Source organism: Fulverythrobacter ferritrahens (assembly GCF_020539485.1).
Classification (GTDB): Bacteria; Pseudomonadota; Alphaproteobacteria; order Sphingomonadales; family Sphingomonadaceae; genus Andeanibacterium; species Andeanibacterium ferritrahens.
The window spans coordinates 1-14115 of record NZ_JACDXU010000001.1; the positions used below are offsets into that span (position 1 = coordinate 1).

Annotated in this window: 12 protein-coding genes; 8 read left to right on the plus strand and 4 right to left on the minus strand. The window is 63.3% G+C overall.

Features of this window, described 5'->3' with window-relative positions:
* Positions 1–248 precede the first annotated feature (248 nt).
* From H0274_RS00005 to H0274_RS00015, 3 genes are read right to left on the minus strand one after another with little or no spacing between them, the layout of a single operon-like run.
* Positions 249–905: a TetR/AcrR family transcriptional regulator gene (locus tag H0274_RS00005; RefSeq protein WP_226791855.1), complete on the minus strand. Its 657-nt coding sequence runs from the start codon at positions 903–905 to the stop codon at positions 249–251.
* Positions 898–1413: a flavin reductase family protein gene (locus tag H0274_RS00010; RefSeq protein WP_226791857.1), complete on the minus strand. Its 516-nt coding sequence runs from the start codon at positions 1411–1413 to the stop codon at positions 898–900. The genes H0274_RS00005 and H0274_RS00010 overlap by 8 nt, the downstream gene beginning before the upstream one ends.
* Positions 1414–1418: 5 nt before the next feature.
* Positions 1419–2867: a 4-hydroxyphenylacetate 3-hydroxylase N-terminal domain-containing protein gene (locus tag H0274_RS00015; RefSeq protein WP_226791859.1), complete on the minus strand. Its 1449-nt coding sequence runs from the start codon at positions 2865–2867 to the stop codon at positions 1419–1421.
* Between the two features lie 218 nt (positions 2868–3085).
* On the opposite strand from H0274_RS00015, the gene H0274_RS00020 reads away from it, so the two are divergent.
* From H0274_RS00020 to H0274_RS00055, 8 genes are all read left to right on the plus strand, one after another.
* On the plus strand, positions 3086–4642 hold the full coding sequence (locus H0274_RS00020) for an FAD-binding oxidoreductase (protein ID WP_226791861.1): 1557 nt from the start codon (positions 3086–3088) through the stop codon (positions 4640–4642).
* Positions 4643–4761: 119 nt separating this feature from the next.
* Positions 4762–6039 carry an MFS transporter gene (locus H0274_RS00025; protein WP_226791863.1) on the plus strand — a complete coding sequence of 426 codons (1278 nt, stop codon included), beginning with the start codon at positions 4762–4764 and terminating at the stop codon, positions 6037–6039.
* A complete protein-coding gene (locus tag H0274_RS00030; protein WP_226791865.1) occupies positions 6036–6767 on the plus strand; it encodes a sulfite exporter TauE/SafE family protein in 732 nt (243 codons plus the stop codon). The genes H0274_RS00025 and H0274_RS00030 overlap by 4 nt, the downstream gene beginning before the upstream one ends.
* A 100-nt stretch (positions 6768–6867) precedes the next feature.
* Positions 6868–8412 carry an FAD-binding oxidoreductase gene (locus H0274_RS00035; protein ID WP_226791867.1) on the plus strand — a complete coding sequence of 515 codons (1545 nt, stop codon included), beginning with the start codon at positions 6868–6870 and terminating at the stop codon, positions 8410–8412.
* A complete protein-coding gene (locus H0274_RS00040) occupies positions 8412–8813 on the plus strand; it encodes a c-type cytochrome (protein WP_226791869.1) in 402 nt (133 codons plus the stop codon). Before H0274_RS00035 ends, H0274_RS00040 begins: the two co-directional genes overlap by 1 nt.
* Positions 8810–9274: a hypothetical protein gene (locus H0274_RS00045; protein WP_226791871.1), complete on the plus strand. Its 465-nt coding sequence runs from the start codon at positions 8810–8812 to the stop codon at positions 9272–9274. Before H0274_RS00040 ends, H0274_RS00045 begins: the two co-directional genes overlap by 4 nt.
* A 13-nt stretch (positions 9275–9287) precedes the next feature.
* Positions 9288–10904 (plus strand): GMC family oxidoreductase, encoded by a 1617-nt coding sequence (locus H0274_RS00050; protein WP_226791873.1) that lies wholly within the window; start codon positions 9288–9290, stop codon positions 10902–10904.
* A gap of 13 nt (positions 10905–10917) precedes the next feature.
* Positions 10918–12411: an aldehyde dehydrogenase family protein gene (locus H0274_RS00055; protein WP_226791875.1), complete on the plus strand. Its 1494-nt coding sequence runs from the start codon at positions 10918–10920 to the stop codon at positions 12409–12411.
* A gap of 65 nt (positions 12412–12476) precedes the next feature.
* Here the strand turns inward: H0274_RS00055 and H0274_RS00060 are convergent, their stop codons facing one another.
* Positions 12477–13949 carry a carotenoid oxygenase family protein gene (locus H0274_RS00060; RefSeq protein WP_226791877.1) on the minus strand — a complete coding sequence of 491 codons (1473 nt, stop codon included), beginning with the start codon at positions 13947–13949 and terminating at the stop codon, positions 12477–12479.
* Positions 13950–14115 lie beyond the last annotated feature (166 nt).

The window sequence follows — 14115 nt, forward strand, 5'->3', positions numbered from 1 at the left end:
CATCTGCGACCAGGCCGCAAAACCCTCCTGCGCCTTCGCCGCAATCGCCGGAATATCCGATGCCTTCATCGCCTCCGCGCTGGAGGCAACCTCTCCCGTCATCGGGTTCAAACGTTCGAACTTCATCTTTCCTGTCCTTTTAGCTCGAGAGCCAGTTTGCCACCGCGGGCGCTACAGAGCGCAAAGCGACGCAAGACGCAATGGCCTCGGGGTATGAAAGCTGCCCCAGCGAACACTGTGTGCCCGGGCTATTGCCCGATCCGGGTTCCATGGAACGAAGCGAGCCCGCCTGCAACCATCTGCGCGAGGCTCAGCGCGGCGCGGTCCCAGTCCATGTCCTCGTTTTTCAGGCCCATCACGGAGGCGAGCCTCGCACCCTGGATCTGCGGATAGATATAGGTGCCGTTGATGACGGTCATGGCCAGAAACAGATCCTGCTCCGACAGGCCGGGCAGGCATTGGCGAGCGAAGCCGATCATGCGCGCGCGGACATCGGCCACCAGCGGGCGGACGATTTCCTTCGCTTCCTCCGAAGGATCGGACAGGGCCTTGCAATAGACATGGTGGCTGGCCGGCGCGGCCCCATCCTGCCGGACGGGGGCAAGCCCCGGGCGATAGAAGGCAAACAGCACGTCCACGAGCGCTGGAGCCTCCGCTGCGGAGACTGCATCCAGATTGCGGTTCTGCGCATCGTTGATGGCGCCGAAATGATGCCCGAACACATCTTCGAACAGATGGCGCTTGCCGGTCCAGTTCCGGCTCAGCGAGGCGATGCTGGTGCCTGCCCGTGCGGCGATGGCGCGGATAGTGCAGCCATCATAGCCTGCCGCGATAAACTCGCTGGCCGCCGCCTCGATGAAGCGCTCCTTGCTGGAACGATTGGCGGCGGTTGTCGATTCAAGCACAATATTCGGGGCGTGCATAACGTCCGTCCATGTAGATCAAGCCGTCCGCATTCTGGCGGAACGACGCGTCGCGGACGAGCCCCCTTATCACCATATGGCTGCCGAATGGCTCCGCATGATCCACTTCGCACACCACACTGGCAATCGCCTTGCGGCAGACCGGCACGCCAAGGGTGTGCGTTTCCCAGTCCTCAGACGAAAAGCGCGTGGTCGGGTCAGCCGTGAAGAAGGCCTGACACCAGTCCTCCCCCTCGGCCCCGATCATGTTGATGCTGAAGCGGCCGCTTTCCATCACCGCCGGCAGCAGCGAGGCGTTGCGGTTGATCGCGATCAGCATCGAAGGCGGATCGAAGCTGAGCGACATGACGGCCGTCATCACGATACCGCGGGGCGAACCGTCGCTGTCCCGGCTAGCCACCACGGTGACACCGCCCGCCAGACGCCGGAGCGCCTGGCGGAAGCTGTCGAGTTCGAAACCCGACTGTTGGACCGGAAGGGCCTGTGTCATCGGACTCAGGCCGGAAGGATGCCGGATTTCTGCATGAATTCGCGCACCTGATTCCACTCGCCATCGCGCTGGGCGATCATGTGGTCACCGATGCGGGCGCGCGTCTGGCTGGTGAGATAGAACATCTCGTAAAGCTCGACGCGGCTGCCAAGAGCGGAGCCGGCGAAGTCCCAGGCCATGCGCATGATCCGCGCACGGTCTTCCGCGGCCATGCCGTTGGAGCCGGGCAGATATTTGCGCAGCTTGTCACCGATTTCCGGGTTCTCGAACAGATCGAGCGAGGGCGTGCACAGCAGGTTGTGCCCGCCGATCACGCGGATGATCTGGTTTACGCGGGTCATCCAGCCCGGCATCACACAGCGCAGGACGGACAGGTCGCGATGAGGGAAGAAGGCGCCTGCGCCCCAATCATGCGCCCGCGCTTCGGCGGCCACGATGGCCGAGCGAGTGAGCGAGAGATAGGAGTGAATCTCGCCCAGCATTTCGGCGGTTTCCGGATAGGTGAGGCTGTTGGTCACCTTGGCGATGCTGGAACACAGATCATAGGCGAATTCGAGCTTCACCATGGCGCGGATGGCGGTCTGCTGGAGGGTGTTGCCCGGCGAGACGCCTGCATTGAGGTTGTTGTAGACGGCCAGGTCGCCATCGCAGAACACGCGCTCATAAGGCACTTCGACATCGTCGAAGATCACGAAGGCGTCCTGCTCATCAAAGCGGGAAGAGAAGGGGGCATCGGCCACGCTGGCATCGACGCCATAGTGATCGCGGCAGATCTGGATCACGCCCTTGGTATTGACCGGGATCGAGAAGATCAGTGCGTATTCCTCGGCGCCCGAGGGGATCGGCGCCGAGGAATAGACGTAAAGCTCGTCGGCAAGGGGGCCGAGGGTCGCCAGCACCTTGCCGCCACGCACGATGATGCCGTTTTCGTTGCGGCCAACCACGCGCAGCGTGAGTTCGGAGTTCATGCCCGCAAGCGGCGGGGCCGACTTGTCGATATTGGCATGGACGATGGTGTGGGTCATCGAGAGGTCGCCCTCGATCACCTCGCGGTGGAACTTCTTGAGGCGATCATAGCCTTCCGGTGCGCCCTTGGCCCAGATGTCGGCGCGGGCGGTGTGGCCCGACAGAACGACATTCACGTAATCCGGCGTGCGGCCCAGCATGCCGTTGGAATAGCGCGACAGACGCTCAAGGCCGCGGTGGCGGATCGCCAGATCTTCCTTGGACTTGGGCAGCATCAGGCTGACATTCATCTTCTCGGCGGGACGTTCCGGATCGGGAATGAGGCACTCATCCGCATATTCGTGCTGCCAGTCGAAATAGCCGGCCATGCCGTCGATCGACCCGGCAAGCTTGGGGTCGGTCGCCACGTCGATCTTGCCCTTGCCAAGCCAGACCTCGCGCCCGTCAGCCAGCGATGCCTTGTATTCCTGTCCCGTTCTTGCGGCCATGTCGCCTCTCCTTGGTATTTGTTGAAAACGCCTGTATTCACGATTCGCGAGACATGCAAGAAAAACAGACTGGCATTCTGTTTGACGGACCGAGGCGCATCCTCAACCGGTTGACGGCTGGCGGTTCGCATAATAAGAGAATGACGTTCTGTTATAGAGAACGATGAGCCGGGTCGCCGGCCGCAAGAAATGCCGGTGCAACCGGCTGGGAGAATGTGATGCAGCCACAAGGCAGGCCATGGGCGCGCCCATCGGCGGATGTGCTCGAAAATGCGCGGGAGCGATTTTCCCGCTTGCTCGGCGCTGAAGGCGTGCAGGCTGAAGGGCCGCTTTTCGCCGAGTTCCACGATCCCTTCGAGGGGCCGGACCCGGTCGGGCATCAACCCTCGCTGGTGGTGCAGCCCGCTTCGGTCGAGGAAGTGCAGGCCGTTCTTCGGCTCGCCACGGAACTGGGCGTCCATCTGTGGACCTCCTCCATGGGCCGCAATTTCGGTTATGGCGGTTCGGCGCCGGTAGTCGATGGCGGGGTGGTGCTCAATCTGCGCCGGATGAACCGCGTGCTGGAGATCGATGTGGCCCAGGGCTACGCCATGATCGAACCTGGCGTCAGCTTCGCCCAGCTTTATGACGCTTTGCGCGAACAGGATGCGCCGCTGATGATGTCAGTGCCCGATCTGGGCTGGGGCAGCATCACCGGCAATGCGCTGGAGCATGGCTATGGCTACAATGTCATGGGCGATCATGCCTCCGCCGTGTGCGGGATGGAAGTTGTGCTGGCGGACGGCACGCTGCTGCGCACGGGGCAGGGCGCCCTGCCGGGCAGTCCGCTTTGGGCCTGCCACCGGCGGGGCTATGGCCCGTCGCTCGACAGCCTGTTCATGCAGAGCAATTTCGGCGTGGTCACCAAGGCAGGCCTATGGCTGATGCCCCGGCCGGAGATATTCGTTACGGGCACGATTACCTGCCCGGGCGAGGGCGACATCGTACCGCTGGTGGACATGCTCCGCAGATTGCTGCGTGAAGGCGTGCTGCAGGGCGTTCCGATGATCGTCGGCTCGCCGAACGAGGCTGAGGGGGACGAATCCGGTGTCGGGCGTTTCACCACAGCCAATCTCAAGCAGGTGCTGCGTCCGGGGCGCTGGAGTGTGCGACTGGGTCTTTATGGCGATGCCCGCATGGTCGCGACGCGGCGCGCGATTCTGGAAAGCGCGGTTGCCGGGCTCGATGGTGCGGCGCTGGATCTGCGGACCTATCCCGGTGACGCCGGGCGCGACGTAGTGGAGCCGCGCGATCTTATTCCCGCCGGCATTCCCAATCAGGTCCTGCTCGAACGGCTGCGTTCGGTCTTTGGTGAGACACTGGGGCATATGGACTTCTCGCCCGTGGTGCCGCTCACCGGAGAGGCGGCGCAGCGCGTCGACGGGCTGGTGCGCTATACCATGGCCCGATACGGCCTGATTGCGCCTGTGGGCTTCCTGCTCAACCAGCGCAGCATGGTCAGTGCCTGCATGGTGATGTTCGACGCATCCGATGCCGCACGCGTGGCACTGGCACGCGATGCCGTGCGCGAGATGTATGACCGGATCGCCGAATGGGGCTGCGCGCCTTACCGCTCGCATATCTCGCTGGCCGATCATGTGGCGGGCAAGTTTGCCTTCGGCGGCAATGCGCTGGGTCGGACCTATACGCGGATCAAGGATGCGCTTGATCCTGCAGGCATATTGTCGCCCGGCAATCACGGCATCTGGCCGGGATCGCATTCGGCGGCTGATTGACTCTGTCATGATCGAAAAATAAGAAAACGATATTCTGTAGAAAAGAACAACATGGCGATCAGGCAAGCTGTCAGGCATACCCGCTTCTCGCCAGGATCCGATAAAGGGAAGAGAAGATAATGGGAGAAGATCGCCCCTCGATCAGTACGATGCGGCGCTATGCCTGGACCAATGTGGCCACAGGTTTCCTCGTCTGGGGTATCGCGCTGGCCGGCATCTCGATGATGATGCCGGTGATGTATGCCACCATTTCCGATGATATGGGCTGGACCGTGGCGCAGACCACCAGTTTCATGGTCATCAAATCCACCGTTTCGGCCGTGGCCGGGCTGTTCGCGGGTAGCATCTTCGTCCGGTTCGGGATCAAGCGGGTCTATCTGCCCGCTGTCTGGGCCGTGGGGCTGAGTTCGGCGGGCCTCTATTTCATCGACAGCCTGTGGGAATATTATGTGCTGGCCGCGGTTTCGGGCTTTGCCTCGATCCTGTGCCTGATCGCCATTCAGCTGACGCTGGCGCGCTGGTTCGACAACAAGCTGGGCCGGGCCACCGGCGTGGCGATGATGGGCGGTGCCGCGGCGGGCGCGGTGGTGCCGCTGGCCACGACTTATGGTCTCAAGCATTTTGGCTGGCAGGCAACCGCGGGCATTTCCGGCCTGATCGTGCTGGTCACGCTCTCGCTGGTGGTGATGTTCCTCGTCCATGAAAGACCCGAGGATTACGGCTATACCGCTGAAGAGCTGGACCATGGCGCCCGTGCCGAAGGCAAGGGCGGCGCGCCAGCCGCTGCGCGCGACCCTGGCCCGGAATTCCGCGACATCGTGCGCACGGGCCCGTTCATCCTGCTGGTGGTGGCCACGGGCCTTTCGGGCGTGATCAGCAACGGCATCAACGAATATATCCCGCTGTTCATCGAAACCCAGACCAACCTTGGCAGCTATATGGCCGCCCTTGGCTTCACCATCGTGATCGTCCTGTCCGGCCTCGGCAAGCTGCTGTTCGGCTGGCTGTTCGACAAATTCTCCACCCGAGGCGTGGCGATGTGCTGGGCGCTGTGCGGCATTGCCGTGCTGCTGGCCTTCCCGGTTTCCGGCCTGTTCACCTTCATGCTCTTCACCGTGGTGCGCGGACTGTCGCATGGCGGTATCGTGGTGCAGGCGCCGGTGCTGGGGCGGCACATCTATGGCGTGCGCCCGATCGCGCAGCTGATCGCGGTGCTCAATGCCACCTTCCACATCGGCGCGGCAGTGGGCATCGGGGCGATCGGCCTGGCGGTTGACTGGACCGGCGGCTTCACCGTGCCCTTCACGGTGGTGATGGTGATCGCCTTTATCAGCGCGCTGATGGCCCTGCGCTTCCAGCCGCGTTACTGGAGTGGCTATAGCGGGCCCAAGGGGTGAACGATGTGCTGACGCTGGCGCTGCTGGGAGGGGCATCCTTCCTGGCCGCCCTCGTCAGCGCCAGCCTCTCCATCGGGGGAGGCTATGTGCTGTTCGGGGCGACGACGCTGCTTTACCCGCTGCCCAGCGCCATCGCGCTTCAGCCCGCGCTATCCTATGCCTCGCTGGTGGCGCGGGCGGTCACTTTCCGGCAGGCGATTGCCTGGGGGATAGTGCGGCATTTTACCCTGGGTTCGCTGGCAGGTGTCGCGGCCGGGCTTATGCTCTATCATGCTCTCCCGGAACGGGCGCTGGCGGTGGGCGTCGGCCTGATGATGCTCGTGCTCGCCTGGACCCAGCTGCCGATGCGGCACGTCCATTCGCAGCCCGGTATGGCAGGCGTGGGCGCCGCTCATGCGGTGAGCGGAACAGTGCTGGGCATGGGTTCGGTGCTGCAGCCGGTGCTGCTCAATTCCGGGATCGACCGGCGCGCGCTGGTGGGCACTTTCGCCGCCTGCCTGCTGGTGCTGGAGGCGATCCGAGCCGGAGGCTACGCCGTCACCGGCTTTGCCTATGGTCCCTACGCGGCGGCCATCGCCATCGCCACGGTTGCGGGCTTTGCCGGAACATGGTGCGGCAAGCAGCTGATCGGACATATTCCGGAGGAAAAGTTCCGTATCATCATGCGCCTGCTTGTCAGCGCGCTGGCATTGCGGTTGATCTGGACCGGCGTTGCGGGGGGCGATTGACTCCGCATATGCTCGAGTCTAAAAAATACAGAATAACATTCTGTTTAACAGAACATGATCCGGCGCCGGACAATCGATCCGCCAGCCGAGGGGAGAAGACATGCAATCCAGTCCCTTGCCGACAGGCGTAGGAGCGGAGAATTTCCGCGCGGCATTGGCGGCATTTCGCGCCGCGCTTGGCGCCGATGGCGTCCTCGATCGTGACGAGGATCGCGCCGCCTATCTCGATCCCTATGCCTTTGGCGAAGGGCTCGACCATGAATCTTCCGGCATCCTTGCCCCGGCCGAAGTGGCCGAAGTGCAGGAGGCGGTGCGCATCGCCAATCGCTTCGGCATTCCGCTCTGGCCGGTAAGCCGGGGCAAGAATTTCGGCTATGGTTCGGCCGCGCCGGTCCGCCGGGGGGATATGATCCTGGACCTCAGCCGGATGAACCGCGTGCTGGATGTGGATGTGCAGCAGGCCAATTGCCTGATCGAACCGGGCGTGAGCTTCTTCGATTTGTTTGACCATCTGTGGGCCAACGACATCCCGCTGTGGATGTCCGTGCCCGGCAATAGCTGGGGCAGCGTGTTGGGCAATGCGCTCGATCGCGGGATCGGTTACACGCCGCTCGGCGATAATTGCGATGCCCTGTGCGGGCTGGAAGTGGTCCTGCCCGATGGCGATCTGGTGCGCACCGGCATGGCCGCCGTGGGCAAGGGCGCGACCTGGCGGAACTACAAGCATGGCTATGGCCCCGGCTGGGACCAGATGTTCGTGCAGTCCAATCTGGGCGTGGTCACCAAGGCGGGGCTGTGGCTGCAGCCCGAACCGGAAATGACGGCCTCGGTGGAGATCGCCTTCCCCAATTTCGACGATGCCGGCTGGGCAATCGACATTCTGGCGGATCTGCGTCGACGCGAGATCATCCAGCACAATATCGTGTTCGGCAGCCCGGTGCGCGCGGCCTCCACTCTCACCCAGCGTTCGGAATGGTATGAAGGGGAAGGCGCTCTGCCCGAAGAGGCGGAGCGCGCGATGATGGCGAAATATGGCCTCGGCTGGTGGAACGCCAAGATCAGCTTCTTCGGCCCGGCCTATATGGTCGAAGGCAATATGCGCCAGATGCGCGAATTGTTCGAAGCCAGGCTGGGCACGGAACTGAAGTTCCGCACCTGGCACAAGGGCGAACCCTACGAGGCTTCCGCGCGCGGCGTGCCTTCCACGCTGGGTCTGCAATCGGTCAATTGGTATGGCGGGCGTGGTGGCCACATCGGCTTCGCCCCGGTTATGCCGCAGGACGGGGCGCAAGTGCTGGCCTATGCCAAACGCGTGAAGGCGATTTATCGCGAAGTGGGCCAGGATTATTATTCCACCTTCACCATCGGGCGGCGCCACATCAACAATGTCAGCCTGATCCTCTATGATCGGGATGATCCGGCCAGCACCGGTCGGGCCAATGGCCTGTTCAAGCGACTGGTCGTGGAAGCGGCGAAAGACGGCTACACCGAATATCGCGGCCATATCGATTATATGGACACAATCGCCCAGACCTACGATTTCAACGACCACGCACTCAACCGGCTGAACAACCGGGTGAAGGCGGCGCTCGATCCGAAGAACATCATCGCCCCCGGGCGCAACGGCATCGGGGGGAAGAAGTGATGGCTTTCGAACGCAGCCTGACTATCCTTGGCGCCGTGGCCCTGATCGCGGCCTGCTCTGCCCGTTCCGATGCGGGTGAGGAAAAGCCGAAGCCCGCGTTGCCTTCCCAGATCGAAGCGGCGACTTTCGGCCAAAAATCCGCCGATCCGGGCGAGCGCCTGTTCGGGCGGGAATGCGCCTTCTGCCATGTTGGCCGGAACACGGGCACGATCATGCTGCAAAGGCGCCTGCCGGAGGATGTGCCTGCCCAGCTCCACCAGCGCACCGATCTGAGCGCCGATTACGTGACGGCGGTAGTGCGAAATGGGCTGATCAACATGCCCGCCTTCTCCCGCGCGGAACTGACCGATGCGGAGCTGGCGCAGATCGCGGCCTATCTGGCGAAGGACAAGAGCAAGTGAGGCGGCGCGAGGTTCTGGCAGGCGCGCTTGCTGTGCCAGCAGCGCTCGGCATCGGGTTTGGCGGAACACTGGCTTGGGCGGCAGAACCTCCCCTGTTGCTCTATAATGGTAATATGCCGCGTGCGATGCGCGCGGCAAAGTTCGCCATTGCCGGTGGAACGCTGGCCCGAGAGACGGGTGGAGAGATCGCTGCCCTGCTGCTGCGCGAACGGCTGCTTGCCGGCGAGCGACCTGTTCTGGGCATTACCGGCCATTCCGAATATCTGCTTGCTGCCGACATAGCCCGCATGGCCGGGCGGCGGGCCGTGCCGCTGATGCAGCTCGGCCGGCAGGATCGCTGGTTGGGCGATGCAGCGCAGGAGCAGTGGCGACCGCTGCTGGCCGCGATTACGGGTGCGAAGGGTGAGGGCTCGCCCGAAACCGCCTTCGCCTGGCTGGCCCTTCCGGCTCGCAACAGCTGAAAGCGGGACCGGCGTGAACGAGGCGGAATTCGATTATATCGTCGTGGGTGCGGGCAGCGCGGGGGCCGTGGTCGCCAACCGGCTGAGCGAGGATTCCGCCTGTTCGGTGCTGCTGCTGGAAGCGGGCGGGGAGGCGAGCCATCCCTATATCCGTATGCCGCTGGGCTTCCTTCAGGCCCTGCGCAACCCGCGCTTCACCTGGCAATTCACCTCCGAGCCGGAGCCGCATCTGGGCGGGCGGGTGTTCTCCCTGCCGCGCGGGCGGGTGCTGGGCGGTTCCTCCTCCATCAACGGCACGGTGCATTTTCGCGGGCACCCCAGGGATTTCGACGATTGGGTGCAATTGGGGTGCAGCGGCTGGGATTACGATTCCGTCCTGCCCTATTTCAAGCGGTCGGAAGATTTCTGGCGCGGCGCCAGCGACAGGCGCGGGGAGGGCGGCCCGATCGCCGTCCGCCCGGTCGACAATTCGCGCCTGATGGGCGCGGAACTGCGCAAGGCCGCTGCGGCCATGGGCGTGGCCTATGTCGGCGATTACGATGGCGAGATCAACGAAGGGCTGGCTGATGTCCATGTCGCGCTGAAGGACGGCAGCCGCTGCGGCAGTGCCCGCGCCTATCTGGAGCCGATCCGTTCCTCTCGCCGCAACCTTGCCGTCTGGACCAACAGTCTGGCGGTGAAGCTGGACGTTGCGGAGGGCAGGGCGCGCGCGGTGGAGATCGAGCGGAACGGGCAGCGCATCACCGTGAAGGCCCGGCGCGAAATCGTGCTGAGCGGCGGCACCTATAATTCGCCGCAACTGCTGATGCTGTCCGGCATCGGCGATGCGGAGGAACTGCGCGCGCTGGGGATCGATCCGGTCCGTCACCTGCCGGGCGTGGGGCGGAACCTGCAGGAACATCCCCGCGTTGCCAATCAATATGACGCGCGGCTCAATCACAGTTTCGCGCAGGAATTGCGCTTCGACCGGGCGACGCTGTCCTTCCTCAACTGGTATTTCAGGGGCAAGGGTGCCTTCACCAACCAGATCGCGGCCGGCTGCCTGTTGCTGCGCAGCCGCGAAGGGCTGGACCGGCCGGACATCCAGATCATGGTCAGCCCGGTGCGGGTGGATGCGAACATCTGGTTCCCCGGCATCCGCAAGGCCAAGCAGGATTGCTTCTATAGCTCCGTCTGCCTGCTGCGCCCGCGCAGCCGGGGCGCAGTGAAATTGCGTGATGCGGATTTCCGATCGAACCCGAAGATTCACCTCAATATGCTGGCCGAGGATGACGACTGGCGCCGCCTGAAGGATGGCCTCGCCCTGTCGCGCAAGCTCTTCGCGCAAGAACCGCTCGCCGGCCATGTGATCGCCGAGACGATCCCCGGCCCGCGCGGGACGGTGGAGGAACAGATCGACGCCATGCGCGCCGAACTGCTCGGCGTGGTCCATCATCCGGTGGGCACCTGCGCCATGGGCGTGGGGGAACAGGCCGTGGTCGATCCGCAATTGCGCGTGCGCGGCATCGAAGGGCTGCGCGTGATCGACGCATCGGTGATGCCGCTGCTGGTCGGCGCCAATACCAACGCGGCGGCCGTGATGATCGGCGAAAAGGGCGCGGATATGATCCGCGCCGCCGCCCGCAACTGAAAGGGATTCCAACATGACCGATAGGGCGCGTGAAGCAGCCTTCCAATCCGCGCGTGTGTGGATCGCCGGGGCAGGCGGGCACATCATCGGCGGCAAAACCATGGCGATTTCCGGCGCGACGGTGGAGGTTCTCAATCCGGCGGATGAGACGGTGCTCGGAAGGGTCGCTGAAGGCACACTGGACGACGCCGATGCCGCCGTTGGTGCTGCCCGAGCCTGTTTCACCTCGCGCGAATGGCGCGACATGCTGCCCGCCCGGCGCGAGGAATTGCTGCTGCGCTTTGCCGCCCTGGTGGAGGAAAACGCCGCGCAGCTGGCCGCCATCGAGACGCTGGACAACGGCGTGCCCTATGCCATGACGCTGATGATGGCAGGCAAGGGTGGGCCTTCCGCCATCCGTTACAATGCCGGCTGGGTCCGCCGTCTCGGCGGGGAAACGGCGGAGCCATCGGTTCCCGGTCGCTGGCATGCCTATACGGTGAACGAGCCTTTGGGTGTTGCCGCGTTGATCGTGCCCTGGAACGCTCCGCTCGCCATTGCCTGCAACAAGGTGTCGGCAGCACTCGCAGCAGGTTGCACGGCAGTGCTCAAGCCTGCGGAACTGGCGCCTTTCAGCTGCATTCGGCTGGTCGAACTGGCCCATGAGGCAGGCTTCCCGGCCGGGGCGATCAATCTGGTCAATGGCACGGGCCAGTCGGCTGGCTCGGCGCTCGCTGCCCATCCAGGCGTGGACAAGATATCCTTCACCGGTTCGACCATGACCGGGAAGGCGATCATGCATCAGGCGGCCGAACGGGTGACACGCATTTCGCTGGAACTGGGCGGGAAATCACCTGTTGTGGTGTTCGACGATGCCGATTTTGCCCGCGCGGTTCCGGGGGTGGCCATGGGCATTTTCGCCAATAGCGGGCAGGTCTGTGCCGCAGGTTCGCGCCTGTTCCTGCACGATGCGATCTATGACCGTTTCCTGGAGCAGCTCTGCGAATTTGCTGCGAAGTTGACGCTTGGCCCTGGTGAACGGGAAGGCAGCGCGCTCGGCCCGCTGATTTCCGCCGCCCAGCGGGACAAGGTGGAAGGCTATATTGCCGGCGCGCTGGAGGCAGGTGCGCGGCTGGCCTTCCGTGGGCAAGCACCTGATGGGGCAGGCTATTTCGTCCCGCCCACGATCCTCGACCGGGTGGCGCCTGATATGCGCGCCGTGCGCGAGGAGATTTTCGGCCCCGTCCTGTGTGTCCAGCGTTTTTCGGACGATGACGAACTGGAGGCGCTGGCCGCCCGCGCCAATGACAGCGAATACGGCTTGTCCGCCTATGCCTGGACCGGCGACCTTGAGCGCGCGCAGTCCATGGCGCGATTACTGCGTGCCGGATCGGTGAAGATCAACGGTTCCGGCATGGAATTCACGCTGCCTTTCGGCGGCTTCGGCCAATCGGGGCTGGGCCGGGAGAATGGCCGCCCCGGAGTGCTGGCCTTCACCGAGACCAAGTCGGTCATGCTGGGTTACTGACCTGTCCCAAAAGAAGCCCCCGCGGCTGGGCCGCGGGGGCACGGGGAAGCCAGTTTCCAGTTGTATCAGGCCGCTTCGAGCGCGGGCACGTCCATCGCATTTGCCCAGTTGCCATGCAGGCCGAAGCGCAGGCGTACCGGGATGTCGATCGTGGCGATCGGGCCCTGTTCGATGTTGGTGGCTTCGAACAGCAGCAATTCGCTGCCGCGTTCTTCCAGCCGGTTGCAGACCATCACGATCCAGCCATCGCCTTCGGCCGCATCGGGGCTGCGCGGGATGAAGCAGGGTTCCTGGATGCTGGAAACGGGGCCGCACCACCATTTCTGTTCCTTGCCGGTTTGATGGTCGACCATGCCCAGCGTGTTCATCACCCAGCCGCCCGCGCTGCCGCCCTTGAGCTCGACCGGCTGCGAGGGATCGATCACCACCAGCCAGCCATAGCGGTAGTTCTGGCCGCAATAGCGGTCATCATAGCGTGGGAACTCGCCGATCATGTCGGACAGGCGCTGTGACTGATATTCTTCTGCATTCTGGGCCATGTCGACGGTCCAGCGGGTGAGGTAGGTCGCGCCTGCCACCGGATCGAACGGGGCGTCGTTGATGTCGGGGAAGAACGGCATCATGTTGTTGGCCGCCACCGGCAGGTCCAGATGGATCTTGGTCCCATCCTGGAAGGCGTTCATCACATGGGCGGTGAAGCAGCTGGGGCCGGTGAACCAGCGAATGTCCTCGGCACTGGTCCCGGCCTTGCGCGGCACCACGGCCAGATAGCTGGGCAGGGAAGTGTCAAAGCCGAAATGCGGTTTGCCCGCCTTCAGGCGGTCCCAGTTGCTGGTCATGCCCATCACTGTGAACAGCGCATAATCCGGCGTGATCGCGAAATCATGCATCATGCAGTAATAGGGCGTTTCAAACCAGATATCGAACAGCAGGTTCCCGTCCCGGTCGATCTCGTAATAGGTCATGTCGCGGGTCAGCACACCCTTGGACGCATAACCGAAGCTGCACAGATTGCCGGTCACCGGATCGGTCTTGGGATGGGCGGAAAAGGTCTCGCCCCTCATTTTGCCATCGAAATCGGTGTAGCCGAAAGTTTCGAGCGAAGCCGGATCCATCACCAGGGCGGGGGAATCTTCCTTCAGCGCATAGAGCCGTCCGCCATGGATATAGGCATTGGTGTTTGCAGTGCCGCGAATCTTGCCCTTCACTTCCTCGTCGTCGGTCAGCGGATTGCGATAGGCACCGAACACGGCTCGGCCGGCGGCGTTTTCGAGCTTCCACTTGTCGGTCTTCGCCCAGCGCTGCCGGTAGTCGACCTTGCCGTCCTTGAAGCGGAACATGGAGATCATGCCGTCGCCATTGAAGGCGATGTCATTGCCCAGCTTGGGCGGGAACTGGTGTTCGGGCTGCACGCGATAGAACGCGCCATCGAGTTCCGGCGGGATCGTCCCGCGTAGGTTGAGATCCTGCACATCAGCTTCGACTCGCGATGGCTTGTTGAAGCCCGTGAACGCCGGAACGTCGGGGAAACTTGTCACACATCCCTCCATAATGTTCTCTTTAACAGAACATCATTCTATTAAAATGATAGGCCTTTGTCCAGCCTTCGATGGGCCTTCTGGCTCTCGTTGCATCACGCATTTGACAAAGGGCAGAATCATCGCCTAAACGAAAAAGGAACATAGTTCTGCTAGAGGGAACGAC

Excerpts from the sequence above, each read along its gene's own strand:
- H0274_RS00010 (WP_226791857.1), bottom strand. The coding sequence starts at position 1,413 with ATGACACAGGCCCTTCCGGTCCAACAGTCGGGTTTCGAACTCGACAGC.
- H0274_RS00015 (WP_226791859.1), bottom strand. The coding sequence starts at position 2,867 with ATGGCCGCAAGAACGGGACAGGAATACAAGGCATCGCTGGCTGACGGG.
- H0274_RS00020 (WP_226791861.1), top strand. The coding sequence starts at position 3,086 with ATGCAGCCACAAGGCAGGCCATGGGCGCGCCCATCGGCGGATGTGCTC.
- H0274_RS00025 (WP_226791863.1), top strand. The coding sequence starts at position 4,762 with ATGGGAGAAGATCGCCCCTCGATCAGTACGATGCGGCGCTATGCCTGG.
- H0274_RS00035 (WP_226791867.1), top strand. The coding sequence starts at position 6,868 with ATGCAATCCAGTCCCTTGCCGACAGGCGTAGGAGCGGAGAATTTCCGC.
- H0274_RS00040 (WP_226791869.1), top strand. The coding sequence starts at position 8,412 with ATGGCTTTCGAACGCAGCCTGACTATCCTTGGCGCCGTGGCCCTGATC.
- H0274_RS00055 (WP_226791875.1), top strand. The coding sequence starts at position 10,918 with ATGACCGATAGGGCGCGTGAAGCAGCCTTCCAATCCGCGCGTGTGTGG.